Raw genomic sequence first — 15,261 nt, forward strand, 5'->3', positions numbered from 1 at the left:
CAATCCGACCAGCAAGAATGCCGCCCGTCGAACAAGGGACACGCACTCATGAACAACCAAACGTTGTACTTCGAGGGCCGATGACCGAACTCGACCTCGGCGCGCTCCGCGCGTTCACCGCCGCGGCGGAGGAGCGACAGTTCAGCCTCGCCGCCGCCGTGCTCGGCATCAGCCAGCAGGCGGTGTCGAAGCGGATCGCGAAACTCGAGACCGACCTGGGTGTGCCGCTCTTCGACCGGGTACCCGCCGGGATCGTGCCCACCAGGGCCGGCGCGCGGCTGCTCCCGCACGCGCGGTCGCTGCTGGCGCTCGCCGACGACGCGGTCGCCGCCGTGCGCGCCGACCCGCGCCCGCTGCGGGTGGCGATGCTGGGCGAGCGGCAGGCCACGATGCGCTCGGTGCGGTACTACCTCGACCGGCATCCCGAGACCGACACCGAGATCGTGCTGTCCAACGCGTTCAACACCTCGCGGGAGGCGCTGCTCAGCGGGCGCGCCGACGCGGCGTTCGCCCGCGCGCACGGCGGTCCGCGGCCACTTCCGCGGCGTATCCACGCGGTGGCGGCGTATGTGGAGCCGCTGCACCTGCTGGTCGGCCGCGAGCATCCGCTCGCGGGGAAATCAGCTGTCGCGCTGGACGATCTGCGGGACCACCCGGTGTGGGTGCCCGGCGCGTCGGTGCCGTCGGAATGGCGCGACTTCTACGAGCGCCTGGCGGAGGCCGGCGGCATCACGATCGACACGGCCGCGCGAGCGGAGCGGTTCACCGCCGTCGACACCAGCCGCGGGCCCGCGCCCATCACGGCGCTCGTGGATCTGATCGCGACCTCCGATCACCTCGCGACGTTCAGCGGCGACGGGTTCCATAATCCCTGGCATCCGCACTTGCGGCGGGTGCCGATCGTGGATCCGACCCCCGCGTACCCGCACGCGCTGCTGTGGGACAGCACCAACGGGCACCCCGGGCTGGCGCATCTCGTGGCGCACTTCGCGGAGCACTACAACCGCGACGAGGCGGCCGAGTGCTGGGTCCCCGACGCCGATCGCGCGCTGTTCGGCGTGGGGACCTGACCGCGCTCAGAGGTGGGATTCGAGGGCGTCGGCCTCGGCACGCAGGCGCCCGGCCCGGTCGGCGCTGCCGCTAGCGTCGTATTCGGTGGCGGCGGAACGGCGTTCGGCGATCTCGGCGCGGACGACGGCTTCGATGTCGGATTCGCTGAGGGTGCGCCGCGCGACCTCCGCGCTGCCCACGCCGACGGGGCTGCCCTCGAGGGCGCCGGCGCGCCGGTCACCGAGGTCGACGGCGCCGGCGTTGTCGATTGCGCCCAGCGCCGAGCGCAGCGCCGAGATGGCCGCTCCGTCGCGCGCTTTGATCGCCGCGGGCAGCGCGGCGCGAAGCCGGTCCCGTAAGGGCAGGGTGCGGTAGGTGGACATGGATTCCTCCGATCGTGCGCCGGGCGGCGGGACGAGCCCGCCCGGAAGGGTGGTCAGGGCGTGACGATCGCGAAATCCGGGTCGGGTTCGTCGAGCATGCTCACCAGCGCGGCGAGCGTGGTGGGGTCGCCGTCGATCACGATGTCGCCCGCGGCGACGGCGACGCCGAAGTCCTCCCCCGCGAGCAGCACGCGGATCAGCGTGGGACGGGTGAGCGTGAACTCGGTGTCGGGAGCGGGCAGCGGCACCTCGGCGGGCTTGTCGTAGTGGCTGAGCCTGCCGTTGCGCAGTTCCACCCGGTGGACGCGCTCCTCGTCGGTGAAGCGCCAGTCGGTCACCACCCGGGCTTCCCACGCCTTCGGGCCGTCCACGCGCAGCGCCAGCGCGTCGAAGATCTGCTCGACCGTGAGCGCGGCCAGCACCGACGGCGCGTCGGTGCTCGTGGGCGTGCCGAACGATCCGTACCGCAATTCGTAGGCGCCGCTGAGGTAGAAGTTGCGCCAGGTGGCGTTCTCCGCGCCGTAGCCGAGTTGTTCGTAGGTGGCGGCGAGCAGATCCTTGGCCTCGTCGTTGTGCGGATCGGCGAACACCACGTAGTCGACGACCTGCGCGACCCACCGGAAATCGCCGTCCGCGTACGACTTGCGCGCCTTGCGCAGCACCTCCTCGGCGCCGCCCATGAATTCCACGTGACGGCGGGCGGATTCGACCGGCGGGTGCGGCCACAGGTGCGCCGGGTTGCCGTCGAACCAGCCCAGATAGCGCTGGTAGATCGCTTTGACGTTGTGGTTCACCGAGCCGTAGTACCCGCGCGCGTGCCACGCCCGCTCCAGCGCGGGCGGCAGCGCGAGCTGTTCGGCGATCTCGGCCCCGACGTAGCCCTGGTTCAGCAGGCGCACCGTCTGGTCGTGCAGGTACCCGTACAGATCCCGTTGCAGGCCGAGGTATTCCACCAGCCGGTCGGTACCCCACACCGGCCAGTGGTGCGAGGCGAACACCACGTCGGAGCGGTGGCCGAACAGGGTGATCGTCTCGGTGAGGTAGGCCGCCCACGCGTGCGGGTCGCGCACCTGCGCGCCGCGCAAGGTCAGTAGGTTGTGCAGGGTGTGGGTGGCGTTCTCGGCGGTGCACAGCGCCCGGTGGTCGGGGAAGTAGAAGTTCATCTCCGCGGGCGCCTCGGTGCCCGGGGTGAGCTGGAAGATCATCCGCACACCGTCGACGGTGAGCTCCTGCCCGGTCTCGGTGATGTCGACGGTCGGTGCGATGAGAGTGACCGAGCCGAGCGAATTGGTCTGGCCGAGACCGGCACCCACCTGTCCCAGCGGACCGCGCGGCAACACCGCCCCGTACATGTAGGCGGCGCGGCGCGCCATGGCCGGGCCCGCGAAGACGTTCTCCGACACGGCGTGTTCGAGGAAGCCGACGGGCGCGATCACCGGAATCCGGCCCGACGTGGCGTCCTCCGGCGCGGCGACGGCCAACGCGCCGCCGAAGTGATCGACGTGCGAATGGGTGTAGACCAGCCCGGTGACCGGCCGGTCACCGCGATGCGCGCGATACAGCCGGAGCCCGGCCGCGGCCGTCTCCAGGGACACCAGCGGGTCGATGACGATCACGCCCCGCTCCCCTTCGACCAGCGTCATGTTCGACAGGTCCAGTCCCCGGATCTGATAGATCCCCGCCGTCACCTCGAACAGGCCCTGCTTCGCCGCGAGGCCGGACTGCCGCCACAGGCTCGGGTGCACCGAATCGGGGTAGGGTTCACGCAGGAACGCGTAGGAGTCGTTGTCCCACACCACCGAACCGTCCTCGGAGGTGACCGCGCCCGGTTCCAGCGCCGCGACGAACCCGCGGTCGGCGTCGGCGCGGTCGGTCTCGTCGGTGAAGGGCAGTTCCTCCGCCGCGCGCCGCTGCCGGGCGACGATCGCGTCGCTCGGCCGGGTCACCTCACCCATCGTGTCCTCCTCGATCCGTGCCGTTACCCGTCCACAGCCCCCGATCCGCTCAGCCCGGTGGTTGCACCGCCCCCACATAGGTCGCGACACCGCCGGCGAACAGCACGGCCACCGTCGTCGCGGCGACGACGCGGTTCGCCCGGTCGCGGTGCCCGGTGCGCAGGCGGTGGCTGCGCACCATGCCGGCGACGGCGACGGCGACCAGCGTGAGCGCGGCGGCGATCGGGGCGAGCGCGGCGCCGCGCCACCCGCTGGTGAGCGCGTAGGCGACGAACAGCGCGGCCACGACCACCGCGCCGAGCGCGGTGCGCCGCCAGGCGAGCGCGGTGCGCTCCGGGACCAGAGTGGAATCGCGGATGCTCATCGCAGCAGCACCGCCACGCCCGCGAGGACGGCGACGACCCCGACGCCCGCCGAAAGTATCGGCACCAGCAGGGTTTCCGGCAGCGGATCACCGCGCCGCATGGCCCGTCCGACCCGCCGCCAGTTGAAGTACGCGCCGACGGCCACGATCACCGCGAGCACGACGCAGCTCACGGCCAGCGCGCGGCGCAGCCCCGCGAGCTCGAAGCTCTGCACCAGGGTGTGCACGGCGACGCCACCGGCCAACAAGCCGAGCGAGGTGCGCATCCACGCGAGGAACGTGCGTTCGTTGGCGAGGGTGAAGCGGTAGTCGATGACGTCCTCGCCGTCCTCCGATTCCGAACCCACGTCGGGCAACGTCATCGCGCACCCACGGGGAATTCGAACGCCGGCTCGCCCAACCATGCGCGGGCCACCTCCGTGGTGACCACACCGTCGCCAGGATGCACGGGAATCACTCCGTCTCTGGTCCGTTCCGGGCCGCGGGCAAACCGACCGCAACGCCAGACTAACGGCAGACCGGACGGCCGTCCACGAGCCTCGCCGACGCGTCCACCATGCCGGTGACCACCGGTTTTCACGCCGCTTGCGGGCCGGTGAACTGCGCATCGGCATGCGGGCGCGCGTGACCCGCCCACGTTTCAGGACCGCCGACGCCGTCCCGAGGAACCCTCTGTGGTCAGCGGGCGAGGGCACCACCGGATCCGCGGTGCGTGCCACCACGCCGTCGCGCTCGAGGTGGCGCGGGGTGCGAGTGAGCGTCTGGTGGTGCAGGCCGTCGATCTCACGGCCCGGTTCGATGATCCGCTCGCGGCCGACGCCCGTGCTGCCGGACTGCGCCGGAGTCCTCCGCCCATCGGATACCGGGGTCGCCCGGTTCTGGTCCGCCCGATCGCGTTCGGGCACCGTAGGAGTCGGCGCCCCGCCTTCGTTCAGGCGCGCGGGTGGGCCTGGTCGTGCACCTTCTTGAGTCGTTCGATCGACACGTGGGTGTAGAGCTGGGTCGTCGCCATGCTGGCGTGGCCGAGGAGTTCCTGCACGACGCGCAGATCCGCCCCGCCCTCCAGCAGGTGCGTCGCGGCGCTGTGGCGCAGGCCGTGCGGGGCGATGCTCGGCGCCCCCGGGATCGCCGAGACGACCTCGTGTACCACGGTTCTCGCCTGCCGCTGGTCGAGGCGCTTGCCGCGGCGGCCGAGGAGCAGGGCGCGGCCCGAGTGCGCCGTCGCCAGCGCCGGGCGGCCGTGGTGCAGCCACTCCCCCATCGCCTGATCGGCGGGGCCGCCGAACGGGACCGAGCGCTCCTTGTTGCCCTTGCCCAGCACCCGGATCAGCCGGCGTTCCCGGTCCACGTCGTCGATGTCCAGCCCGCACAGCTCGCCCACCCGGATGCCCGTCGCGTACAACAGCTCCACGATGAGCCGGTCCCGCAACGCCATCGGATCGTGCTGGGCCGCACCGGATTCCGCCGCGTCCATGGCCTCGATCGCCTGTTGCCTGCCGAGGACGGCGGGCAGCGTGCGGTGCGCCTTCGGCGCGCCCAGCCGCAGACCCGGGTCGGCGCTCAGCCGTCCGGTGTCGGTCAGCCACGCCGTGAACGTCCGCGCCGAGGACGCTCGCCGCGCCATCGTGGTGCGGGCCGCGCCCTTGGCCGCCAGCTCCGCCAGCCAGGACCGCAGCAGGCCCAGATCCAGTTCCCGCACCGACGAATCCGCCGACCGCGTGTACAGGTGCGCCATCAGCGACCGCGCGTCCCCCAGGTAGGCGCGCACCGTGTGCTCCGACCGGTTCCGCCCCAGCCGCAGATGCCGTCCGTACTCGGTCAGCAGCGCTTCCAGATCCTCCGGCAGTGACTCCACCCCACCACCGTCGCGCCCACCGCACCGCTTGGCAAGCCCACGCGCCGAACCGCCGCCACCACGGTCGGAAGCCGCGAAGATCGCGTCCACCGGCTCGTACGGCCGCGCGATCGGCACGGCGATCCGCTCCCGGTGCACATCGGTCACCGCTTTCGGACTCGCGGCGCGCGTCCACCCGCGGTCGATCCCGCAAGTCCGCACAGCTGCGCTCGTCGTGAAGACCGGTCTGGATGCCGGGAGCATCGTGAACCGGCGGACGCCAGCCGTTGCGCGCGAACGACCACCGGTCTCGCGCCACGGTTGCGGGCGCCGCACCCGCCACCGAGCATGCCTGCGCGAGCGCGCGCCACAACGTCGCGCCGAAGACGGTCAGAACGTTCATCAGCCGGTCCTCCCGCGCACGCTTCGGCTGGGCTCGGTTCGGTGCCAGCCCGTTTCGTCCAGGCCGACCAAGCCCGCGAGTTCCATCGCGACCAGCGCGGCGCGGATGGTGTGGAGGGGCAGGCCGGTGGTGCGGAGGAGTTCGTTGGGGAGGCGGGAGCCGACGGCGGGCAGGGCCGCGTAGACGGTGGCTTGATCGCCCGCGAGGCCGGCCGGGATGTCCGGGGCCGCGGGCGCGACACCCGGCAGCGCCAGGTGCAGCGGGCCCGCTTCGTCGATCACGTCTTCGGCCGAGGTGACCAGGTGTGCTTCGCCGTCGCGGATCATGCGGTGACAGCCGGTGGACGACAGCGAGGTGACGGGCCCGGGGATCGCCAAGGCCGGGCGGCCCAGGCGGCGCGCCCATTTCACGGTGTTGCGCGCACCGCTGCGCAGCCCGGCTTCCACGACGAGCACGCCGTCGGCGAGGGCCGCGATGAGGCGATTCCTGGCCAGGAAATGATGCTTGCGGGCGGGTACGCCGGGTGGGTATTCGCTGACCACCAGGCCGGTGTCGGCGATCGCGCTCAGCAGGCGGTCGTGCTGGGCCGGGTAGGGCCGGTCGACGCCGCAGGCCAGCACCGCGATGGTGGGACCGCCCACGGCCAGCGCCGCGCGGTGCGCCATCGCGTCGATGCCGAACGCCGCGCCGGAGACGATGGTCCACCCTTGTGCCGCCAAGTCGCCGGCGATCTCGGCGGCTACGCGATCGCCGTACCCGGTACTGCACCGCGCGCCGACCACGGCCAGCGCGCGCTCACTGGATTCCAGCAGCGACCGCGGCCCGCGCACCCAGAGCACCAGCGGCACCGCGCCTTCCGCGTCCCGACCCGTGTCGAGCTGGCCCAGCCCGAGCAGGCGCCATGCGGGCCACTCCGGTTCCGTGTCAAGTCCTGCCGTGTTGCCCACGAGCTTGCCGAGAGAGGCGGACATGCGGGAAACGGGGCGACGATGTCGGTCGACGGGAGTACTCTCGTGGATCGCGGTCAGAGGGGCCATCAACGGTGGCAAGACAGAAAGAGGGGATGCCATGCGGCTGGTGGCCGCTCGTATTACGAAGTTTAAGAGCGTAACAAACTCGACGGAGTTTGACCTCGCTGGAGATGTCACAGCCTTGGTCGGAAAGAACGAGTCAGGTAAGACTGCCAGCCTTGAGGCTCTCTACCGACTCAATCCGCTCTCCAGTGGTCATCCGACCGACTTCGACGAACTGTATGACTATCCGCGTCGGTATAGGTCTAGGGACAAGGCAACCATTCCGAGCGTCGAGCCGATCAAAGCGACGTTCGAGTTGGAGCAACCCGACATCGAAGAAATCGCCAACCTGTTTGGCCCGAAAGCCCTCACGCGCAAAACCGTTACCGTATGCAAGAAATATTCGTCAAAGACGCGATACTTCGGCATCGCGGTGGACGAATTTGCAGCGGCCAAGCACCTCGCGGAAAAGGCCGGGCTGGATTCGAGTCGATATGCAGCTAATAACATAGACGAGTTCATCGCCGCTTTGCGCGCCGATGCAGACGCGGACGCGGCGGTGTCACTGGCCGATGACTTGGATGAGCGGGATCTAAGCGCCGAGGTCCGAGCCATTGTCGCCGAGCGGCTGCCGGAATTTCAGTACTTCGATGAGTACAATGTATTGCCCGACGAGGTGTCGATCGAACGCCTTCAGAACGTTCCCGAGGCTGATCTCAGGCCAGAAGAGCGCACCGCACTCGCGTTGCTTCGCCTCGCCGGTGTCGAGACGGCAGACTTCACCGAAGACGAGTATGAGAGCCGCAAAGCAGCGCTTGAGTCGGCTGCCAACGAATTGACCGACCAGTTGTTCGAGTACTGGCAGCAGAACTCGGACTTGCTGGTAGAACTCGACATCGATCCGAGAAAGGAGCCGACACCAAATAATCCGAATCGGACCGTCCCCTGGCTCAAGATCCGCATAAAGAACCAGCGGCACCGGGTAACACTCGGTATGGGTGGCCGGTCGAAGGGTTTTATCTGGTTTTTCTCGTTCTTGGTTGCGTTCTCGGAGTATGCCAACCACGCGTCGCGCCGCATTATCCTCCTCGACGAGCCTGGGTTGAACTTGCATGCCAAAGCTCAGGCCGATCTGCTGCGCTATATCGAGGAACAGCTCGCTCCTTACCATCAGGTCATCTACTCAACACACTCGCTATTCATGATTCAGCCGACGAAGCTCGAACGCTGTCGGACAGTAGAAGACATCAATAACGACGGCACTCAGATTAGCCAAGACATCTGGAAGGCCCGATCGGATACGGTGTATCCGCTCCTGGGTGCCCTTGGGGTCGATATGACGCAGACGTTGGTCATCGGAAAAGAGCAGCTACTCGTCGAAGGACCTTCGGATGTCGTGTACTTGTCCATCATGAGCGATGTTGTCCGGCGGGCCGGAGGCGTTCCCCTGGATCCTCGATGGACCATTACTCCCGTCGGCGGCTTGGACAAGGTGCCCTCCTTTGTGTCCTTGTTCGGCGGTAGTGACCTTTCGGTCGCCGTTCTGATGGATGTGGCCGCTGGCGGAAACCAGCGAATTGCGCAGCTTGCAACCCGCGGACTTCTTGAGAACAGGAACCTCGTCTATCTGACCGAGATCACTGGCACCAGTGAAGCTGACATTGAGGACCTTTTCGATGTCAGCTGGTATTTGAAACTGCTGAGCGCCTCGAAGGTCGGCCGCTTCGCGAAGTCCAAACTCAATGGAGGCGGAAGAATCGTCAAGCAGGTTGAAGCGCTTCATGGAGGACGTTTTGACCATTACCAGCCGGCCAACCATCTGATGCGCTCCCCTGGGAATCTCCTCGATCAGATCGATGATGCAACCCGCGACCGATTTCAAGATCTCTTCAACCGATTGAATCAGCTGCTGTAAGATGGATGGTCACCTAATTCGATCTCAGCTGTCGCGTAGCAGCCGCACGTTGTTGTGACCAGATGTCGATTCTCGAAGTTGCTGGTTTTCGAGTTCCAGGATGTGAATGGTTCGGGCGAACCGCTGGTTGCTCGTCCTCAGAGCGTCTCGCTCGGCGATGACGTCTGCAAGCTTGTTCCGTAGCTGGCAGTTGTCGTGGTGCAGGTCATCCGCGATAGCGGGCCGCATGTTCTGCGCCCTGACCAGGGCGTTGAATAGGTCTTTCAGGCCGGTGTGTTTGTGTGTGAGCTTGTTGCGGAGGAGCCCGGCTTCGGCGGCGAGCGACTTGATGGTCAGCTTGCCGTCGGAGCGGAGTGGAACGCCGGCCAGCAGTCTCATCATCGCCTCGGTGATCGCGATGATCTCCTGTGCGTCGGCGTGGTTTCTTTCGCCTGTGGCGGCGCTGGCCTCGGCCAGCAGTTGGCCGATGGTGGAGGCAAGTTGGGTGGTTGGTTCGCTTTGGTGCGCAGGGGCGTTCACCGGTGTGGCTCCGTGGGTGTGGGGTCAGGATTGCCGTGGTCGTGCTGGTCGATGATGTGAAGTAGAGCCTGTTGTCGCTGCCGTTGGCGTTGCTGGATGGGGTGCGGGTTCAGGCCGGAGTCGATTTCGTCTTGCAGACTGGCGATTTCGCGGCGTGCACGGTCGATGTGAGTGTCGGTTCGGGCGATGTTCGCGCAGGCAGCCTTGCAGCGGTCGAAGCTGGGCGTGGCGACGGAGCGATTGGGTTTGCCGCGGTCTGGGTCGCAGAGCGCGGTGAGTGGGTTGTGGTTGCAGGCCAGCAATGTGTCTTCGTGGTCGAACACGCGCAGGCGGGGGTTGTTGAGTATGGCCCGGTGCTGTCGGTCGGAGAGGTGTTTTCCCTGGTAGCTGTGTTGGAATTCGGCGGCGCTAGCTTTGTAGCGTTCGGCGGCGGGGCCGCTGACGTGTTCGCCGGCGCTGAGCCGGTCGGCGGCCTGGGCGAGAGTGTCGGCGAGGGTGCGTGCTCGCTCGAAGTCGAGGACTTCCAGGAGGTTGGTGCCCGCGCGGGAGCCGTAGCCCTCGCTCATGGTCAGTTCGAGGTGGCCGTATTGGATGCCGAGGGCGACGCGGCCTCCGGGAAGCCGGTTGATGAACCAGCCGACGGTCTGCCGGAACCGCGACATGACAACGCCGCCTGCGGGATCGGCGGGAACGAATTCGTGGTGGCGGCCGTGCTGGTCGGCGAGGTTGTTGACGAACGTGATGAACCGCTCGATCCGGTTGGCGGCGGTGCCGGGTGTCAAGCCGTCGCCGCGCCAGGCGCCGGGGTCGCCGGTGCGCTGGATGCCGTCTGTGACGGCGGGAAACAAGAGTCCGCCTTCCTCGGTCAATTGTTCCAGGGCGGCGATCGCGGCGGCGACTGGCGCGATCACGGTCCACGGATGTTCGCGGACCTCCCCGTCGAGACGAGTGTTGCCGTCCTCGTCGGTGACGCCCTTGAAATGCCGTCCGGCGATTCGATATCGGACGGTGCCGTTGTCACCGCCGCCGACCGGGGTGCAGCAGCCGTGTTGCAGGTGGAGGACTTCCTCGGGGCGCATGCCCGAGAGGTAGGCGATGACGATCAGGCAGGCAGTGTTCAGGTGCAGGAGCAGCGTCGGAACCTCGCTCAGGCTGATGCCGTCGACCCATCGCCGGTCGTTGACGCGGCCGGTGATTGTGATGGCCAGATCTGCTCGGGTGGAGACCGTCAGTTCGGGCCATTTGCGGCGGAGGTGGTTGGAAACGAAGCGCTGGGCCGTTGGGGCGTGGATTCCGAGAACGCTGGCGATATAGCGGATGTCGACGCTGTGTCGGCCCTGATCGTGGTCTGGTTCGCGGCGACGTCGGTTCGGTGAGAGCGGCTTGCCGGTTCCGGGGATCGGCTGGCCGGTGGCCCGCAAGCGGTCGAAGTAGTTCTTCAGGATCTGAGTGTCGTCGGGCCCTGGCTCGGACGGGCTGTGGGCCAGCAGCTGTGCTCGCGCGTCGCGGGCAGCGAAGATGTCGGCGGCCAGGTCGGTGACGAACCGCAGTGCCCAGACCAGCAACGGTGACATGGTGGCCGGATGAATCGGGACTCGGCGGTTGCGGCCTTTGGTGTTCTCGGGCGCGACCAGGTAGTCGTCTACGCCGTATTCGTCCCAGGGTGGCATCGGAATGCGGTCGGCCGGGAGCAGGTGCGGCGAGTAGGCCCAAATTCGGGTCAGGGCCATCAGTTGGCGGGCGGCGTAGTTGCGGCTGCGGCCGTCGTCGCGCAGGGTGACTGCGTAGTCGGCCAGCGTCGCGGTGTCGACGTCGGCCAGTCGCGTGATCTGGAGGCTTTCCAACCAGGTGGCGAACTGTTTCCATGCTTTGACCGTGTGCTGGATGCTGCTGGGCGTCAGCCGCGGCCGTGTGGTGGATCCGGGGCGTGTCAAGATCACGTCCGGCGTGGGTATGTTGAGCAATGCCCAGGTCAGGCGCTTGATGGTGTTGCGGAATCGCGCGGGGATCTGGTTCCAGTTCAGGGCCGTGCTGCCCGCGGTGCCTTTGGGGTTGAGGTAACTCAGTTGCCATGAAGCGTCACCGAATCGCGGGAGTCCGGTGTCGGTGATGCCTGGCCTCACGAGTTCGGCGGGAAGGACCGCGGTGGCTGGGTGGGGATCAATGAGGCGGTCGCGGCCGTGATGGAGCGGACTGGTCATGCGTCGAGCCTCCGGCTCAGCAGTTGATCGATCAGCACACGATCGCGATCGGTTGCGCGACTGCGGAGTTCGGTCCGCTCGGCAAGCGTTGTGTGTCGCAGCAGCATGTCGCTGACTCGCGAGTAATGCGCGGCCCAGTCCGCTGCCCAGGCCGCCGGGCTGACCGCCGATCGCAGGTTGGATAGCGCCTCGTGCAGGTAGGTGATGCGTGGCAGGTGCTGCGAGGTGGCCACTGCGTTGTCGCAGGCGAAGCATTGCAGGAACGACGCCGCGCAGGGTCCGTCCGGGGTGAAGGGGCTGTGCTCGAAGTCCCGGCAGGCACCAGTGGCGGTGTCCAGGTTGCCGGCGACGAGTTCGCGGGCGCGGTCCAGCGGCATTCCGGCCTGTTGGGCGAGGGCGGCGAGTTCGGCGGTGCCCGGATCCGGTGACGATCGCAGCAGCCGCATTTTGACTGTGGCTTGGGCGTGGTCGACCGCATTCTGCAAGCCGGTCGCGACGATTTCGGTAGATTCTTCGCGGACGACGGCGTTGCGCAGCAGATAGACGTCCTCGTGGATGCGTTGGGTGTTCTGCCGTGGACCGCCGAACAGTGCTTGGTGGGTGCGACGCAGACGAATTCCGTTGACCTTCAACGGTCCTCCGTGCGGTGATTCCAGGCAAAGGGTCTCGGCCCAGATGCCGATCGCGTGTTTGGGGGCGCCGATCAGCCAGGGCGACCGATCGGATCCGCTGCGATTGATCCGGTGGCCGACCAGTAGGCGGCGGGTCGGCTGGCCTAGCGTCTCTAGGGACTCCCGTGTCGGGTTGGTGATGGCGATCACCTGGCGCAGAGCGTGTCCCGGTGAGCCTTGGCCGAGATCGACCAGGTTGTTGCTGGCGTGTTTGCGCCCAGCGGGACGCCGATGTTTGACGGTGGAGACCCGGTGGATCTCGACGTCGCCTATGCCGCCGTCGGGCCGGAAGTCCGGGACCTCCATCGTCTCGAGCACCGACAGATTCCATCCTTCTTCGCAGATCAGCAGCGTGGCCAACGCGCCGATTTCGCGGCCGGACGGGAACAGCATCTGTATGACCCCTTGATAGCCGCCGGAGACCCGTCGGCAGACGCGCCGCACTCGCTCGTGGAGCTGTCCGTCCGCGTAGCGGTCGACATCGCCGGTGCGGGCGATCTGGTCCAGGAGCGCGCCGACCTGACCGTCCTTGCTGTCCGCGGGGAACTCGCCGCCGCGGTAGCGGGTGAGCAGTTCTCGCCCCGCAGTGATGCGCTGTTCGATTCGGTGTGCCGTGTGGCGGACCAGGCTTCGGATCACCTTGAACTCGGCCAGGGTGTATGCCTCGACCTGCTTGGGACGAGCGGTTTTCCGCGTCCGTGTGGACATCGCCTGCCGAGTGTCGGCAGGCAGTTCCGCCGCTGCGTTCAGGATCTGCCGAACAACCAGCTGACCGCCATGGCCCCAGCCGCGACCGGATATCAGCCACTGGGACCAGGCGGCCGGCGTGATCTCCGCAACCCGCTGGGGCGGGGCGTCCAACTCAGCGGCGAACGCCAGGAAGCGTTTGAGCAAACCCCCGTATTTCCGGCAGGAGTAGTAGCGGGTCCAGGTGCCCGTTGATGAGCACTGGCGAGCAAACCCAGCAACCAGCTCGCGCCGCAGCTCCTCCGGGCCCGCGGCGTCGCGGAAATCGATGACGCCGAGATGTTCGCCGTCTTCGGCGACGACATCGACCACCAGGCCGTCAGCGGACACATTGCTCGGCCGCCGATAGCCGCCGGGCGGCAGCACGGCGCGTTTGCCCGGGCTCACGCGGTGGCCGCCGCGGAAACATCGAGGACCAGGCCGGTCTGCTCCGCGAGGCGTGCCAGCAGCTCGTCCGTGTCCTCGGCTGGGGTGTCGTTGAGCAGAGTGTCGAGCTGCAAACCGCGGACGGGTTCGAGGTAGACGTTCTTCGTGGTTTCCTCCGACGCATGGCCGAGGAGGTCCTTCACCATCGTCCAGACGTTGCCGTAGACGGTTTCGTAGTACTTGCGTTCGGACGGTGTCAGCCCGAGCCGACGATCCAGCGCGTAGTGCAGAGAGATCAACTGCTGCAAGGCGAACGAATGCCGGAGCATGTGGGGAGAGCAGAACACCCGCATGCCCTGCGCCTGACAGCGAGCGTTCGCCAGGCCGAACACCCTGTTCCAGGAGCGGTAGCGCATCGGCAAGCCCGACTCGGTCAACCAGACCGCCAGGGGCTCAAGTCCGTTCTCACCCTCGATGTAGAGGTCCAGCCGGTCCAGGTCATCGAGGGTGTCCAATGTGCCCATGCCGAGTCGGCCGCTGGCATCCACCCAACGGACCGAACCTCGGGGGCTTATGTGTTGGACCAGCCGCCGGTTCGGCAGTCGGTCGTAGATCCCGGTGCGTTGCGCCCGAGCGACGGCCTCGGCGCGGGTGCTGACACAGTATGCCTCCACCGCCTTCAATACGCTGCGCTCCACGTAATAGAACCGACCGGAGCGTTTGGCGACGTCCCGCGCGACATGGCCTGCGTAGTATCGCTGCCTCGCCGTCGTCGTATCCGGCAGCTCGGGCAGCAGCAGCGTGCCAGCCTCCCTGCGGCGCAGGCCACTGCTGAGCACGAAATCGGCGAAAGCGGTGTCGCGGCCGTCGTTGCGGCCCCGCCAGGTCACGTTCGGCAGCCCAGCAGGGGTATAGCCGCGCAACCCGACGTCCCGCCATGCGCGGTATGCGCGTGGCGTCAGCCACTTCACATTGCTGCTGCGGTAATCGGTCGGCGCCAGCTCCGGAACCTCCACGGAACTGCCGTCCGGCAGCTGTTTGGTGCGCAACACCACCGGGCTTCCGGCCATGTGCCTGTGTCGCACCGCCCAGTCATAGAGCATCCGGAACGCTGCAAGTTCCCGGCCCCATTTCGAGCCGCCGATCCTATGCGGATTGTTCTTGTCCCGGCGGCGCCAGTACTCGTAGTCCTCCAGGTCACCCGCGGTGATTCGGTCCCAGTTCAGTCCTCGCTGCCACAGGAAGGTGAACAACAATCGGTAGTCCAGGACGTAGGACTCTTGTGTGCCCGCAGCGCGTAGAGCGAATTTCGAACGGCGGAAGAATTCGCTCAGCCGAGGGTCGACCCGGAAGTCCGGAGATACCAGAATCGGCTGCCGATCGCGCAGGCCAAGGCGTCTCTCCCTCTCCCTCAGATCCCCCTCGGCCCCGCCCTGACCAGTCCAGAACAACATCCACTCGTCCGACATACCACCCCATCAGCTCACAACATGACCTTGAACAACACGGGGAACGTACACGGAACTCGGCGTCGTCGGGGGTGACCACCCGGCCACCGATCCGCGCCATGGTTTCGAGATCCGCTGCCGCCGAATCGATCCCGCGCCGCTGCCGCGTGGGTCCGCGCAGCGATCCAGGCAGCTCGCGCTCCCGCACCGCGCGGGCCGCCTCCACCACGCCGACCGATTCGATCAACGCCGACAGCGGCGCACACGGCCCCTCCACCACACGCGAGAGGTACACCCACGCCAGCCGCCGCTCCTCGACGGCACCGGCCGTGGACCCCGTACCGGGCGGGACCGCTTCGACGGTCGCCCCGATCTCGGCGTCACGCCGCCCG

The 15,261-nt window shown here is 67.6% G+C and carries 12 protein-coding genes; 2 read left to right on the plus strand and 10 right to left on the minus strand.

What is annotated here, in order from left to right:
• The first annotated feature begins 80 nt into the window (after positions 1 to 80).
• Positions 81 to 1,070 (plus strand): LysR family transcriptional regulator, encoded by a 990-nt coding sequence (locus OHB21_RS35220; RefSeq protein WP_067513822.1) that lies wholly within the window; start codon positions 81 to 83, stop codon positions 1,068 to 1,070.
• Between the two features lie 6 nt (positions 1,071 to 1,076).
• Here the strand turns inward: OHB21_RS35220 and OHB21_RS35225 are convergent, their stop codons facing one another.
• The 6 genes from OHB21_RS35225 to dprA all read right to left on the minus strand — a co-directional run bounded on the left by OHB21_RS35225 (position 1,077) and on the right by dprA (position 6,960).
• Complete coding sequence (locus OHB21_RS35225) at positions 1,077 to 1,433, minus strand: GatB/YqeY domain-containing protein (protein WP_067513821.1); 357 nt, start codon at positions 1,431 to 1,433, stop codon at positions 1,077 to 1,079.
• A 53-nt stretch (positions 1,434 to 1,486) separates the two neighbouring features.
• Complete coding sequence (locus tag OHB21_RS35230; RefSeq protein WP_195126119.1) at positions 1,487 to 3,388, minus strand: alkyl/aryl-sulfatase; 1,902 nt, start codon at positions 3,386 to 3,388, stop codon at positions 1,487 to 1,489.
• 49 nt (positions 3,389 to 3,437) lie between these two features.
• Positions 3,438 to 3,752 carry a DUF202 domain-containing protein gene (locus OHB21_RS35235; protein ID WP_113974931.1) on the minus strand — a complete coding sequence of 105 codons (315 nt, stop codon included), beginning with the start codon at positions 3,750 to 3,752 and terminating at the stop codon, positions 3,438 to 3,440.
• Complete coding sequence (locus OHB21_RS35240) at positions 3,749 to 4,114, minus strand: YidH family protein (protein WP_067514122.1); 366 nt, start codon at positions 4,112 to 4,114, stop codon at positions 3,749 to 3,751. Before OHB21_RS35240 ends, OHB21_RS35235 begins: the two co-directional genes overlap by 4 nt.
• A 569-nt stretch (positions 4,115 to 4,683) precedes the next feature.
• The gene (locus OHB21_RS35245; RefSeq protein ID WP_195126129.1) at positions 4,684 to 5,607 is read right to left on the minus strand and encodes a tyrosine recombinase XerC; all 924 of its coding nucleotides are present in this window, start codon (positions 5,605 to 5,607) and stop codon (positions 4,684 to 4,686) included.
• A 381-nt stretch (positions 5,608 to 5,988) separates the two neighbouring features.
• Positions 5,989 to 6,960, minus strand: coding sequence for a DNA-processing protein DprA (gene dprA / locus OHB21_RS35250; protein ID WP_228791653.1), 972 nt, complete (start codon positions 6,958 to 6,960; stop codon positions 5,989 to 5,991).
• A gap of 97 nt (positions 6,961 to 7,057) precedes the next feature.
• On the opposite strand from dprA, the gene OHB21_RS35255 reads away from it, so the two are divergent.
• On the plus strand, positions 7,058 to 8,917 hold the full coding sequence (locus OHB21_RS35255; protein WP_195126118.1) for an AAA family ATPase: 1,860 nt from the start codon (positions 7,058 to 7,060) through the stop codon (positions 8,915 to 8,917).
• Between the two features lie 24 nt (positions 8,918 to 8,941).
• On the opposite strand, the gene OHB21_RS35260 is transcribed toward OHB21_RS35255, so the two are convergent.
• Genes OHB21_RS35260 through OHB21_RS35275 form a run of 4 tightly spaced genes read right to left on the minus strand, consistent with a single transcriptional unit; the run spans position 8,942 to position 14,890 of the window.
• Entirely contained in the window at positions 8,942 to 9,436 is a 495-nt protein-coding gene (locus OHB21_RS35260) for a hypothetical protein (RefSeq protein WP_228791652.1), read from the minus strand.
• Positions 9,433 to 11,637 carry an integrase gene (locus OHB21_RS35265; RefSeq protein ID WP_195126117.1) on the minus strand — a complete coding sequence of 735 codons (2,205 nt, stop codon included), beginning with the start codon at positions 11,635 to 11,637 and terminating at the stop codon, positions 9,433 to 9,435. The genes OHB21_RS35260 and OHB21_RS35265 overlap by 4 nt, the downstream gene beginning before the upstream one ends.
• Entirely contained in the window at positions 11,634 to 13,442 is a 1,809-nt protein-coding gene (locus tag OHB21_RS35270) for a hypothetical protein (RefSeq protein ID WP_195126116.1), read from the minus strand. Before OHB21_RS35270 ends, OHB21_RS35265 begins: the two co-directional genes overlap by 4 nt.
• Positions 13,439 to 14,890 carry a site-specific integrase gene (locus OHB21_RS35275; RefSeq protein WP_195126115.1) on the minus strand — a complete coding sequence of 484 codons (1,452 nt, stop codon included), beginning with the start codon at positions 14,888 to 14,890 and terminating at the stop codon, positions 13,439 to 13,441. The genes OHB21_RS35270 and OHB21_RS35275 overlap by 4 nt, the downstream gene beginning before the upstream one ends.
• Positions 14,891 to 15,261: the final 371 nt, after the last annotated feature.

This window comes from Nocardia puris (genome assembly GCF_036051655.1).
GTDB lineage: Bacteria > Actinomycetota > Actinomycetes > Mycobacteriales > Mycobacteriaceae > Nocardia > Nocardia puris.

What these genes read in the sequence shown, in the direction of transcription:
- dprA (WP_228791653.1), bottom strand. Translation starts at nt 6,960, where the DNA reads ATGTCCGCCTCTCTCGGCAAGCTCGTGGGCAACACGGCAGGACTTGAC.
- OHB21_RS35265 (WP_195126117.1), bottom strand. Translation starts at nt 11,637, where the DNA reads ATGACCAGTCCGCTCCATCACGGCCGCGACCGCCTCATTGATCCCCAC.
- OHB21_RS35240 (WP_067514122.1), bottom strand. Translation starts at nt 4,114, where the DNA reads ATGACGTTGCCCGACGTGGGTTCGGAATCGGAGGACGGCGAGGACGTC.
- OHB21_RS35255 (WP_195126118.1), top strand. Translation starts at nt 7,058, where the DNA reads ATGCGGCTGGTGGCCGCTCGTATTACGAAGTTTAAGAGCGTAACAAAC.
- OHB21_RS35225 (WP_067513821.1), bottom strand. Translation starts at nt 1,433, where the DNA reads ATGTCCACCTACCGCACCCTGCCCTTACGGGACCGGCTTCGCGCCGCG.
- OHB21_RS35220 (WP_067513822.1), top strand. Translation starts at nt 81, where the DNA reads ATGACCGAACTCGACCTCGGCGCGCTCCGCGCGTTCACCGCCGCGGCG.
- OHB21_RS35235 (WP_113974931.1), bottom strand. Translation starts at nt 3,752, where the DNA reads ATGAGCATCCGCGATTCCACTCTGGTCCCGGAGCGCACCGCGCTCGCC.
- OHB21_RS35275 (WP_195126115.1), bottom strand. Translation starts at nt 14,890, where the DNA reads ATGTCGGACGAGTGGATGTTGTTCTGGACTGGTCAGGGCGGGGCCGAG.
- OHB21_RS35230 (WP_195126119.1), bottom strand. Translation starts at nt 3,388, where the DNA reads ATGGGTGAGGTGACCCGGCCGAGCGACGCGATCGTCGCCCGGCAGCGG.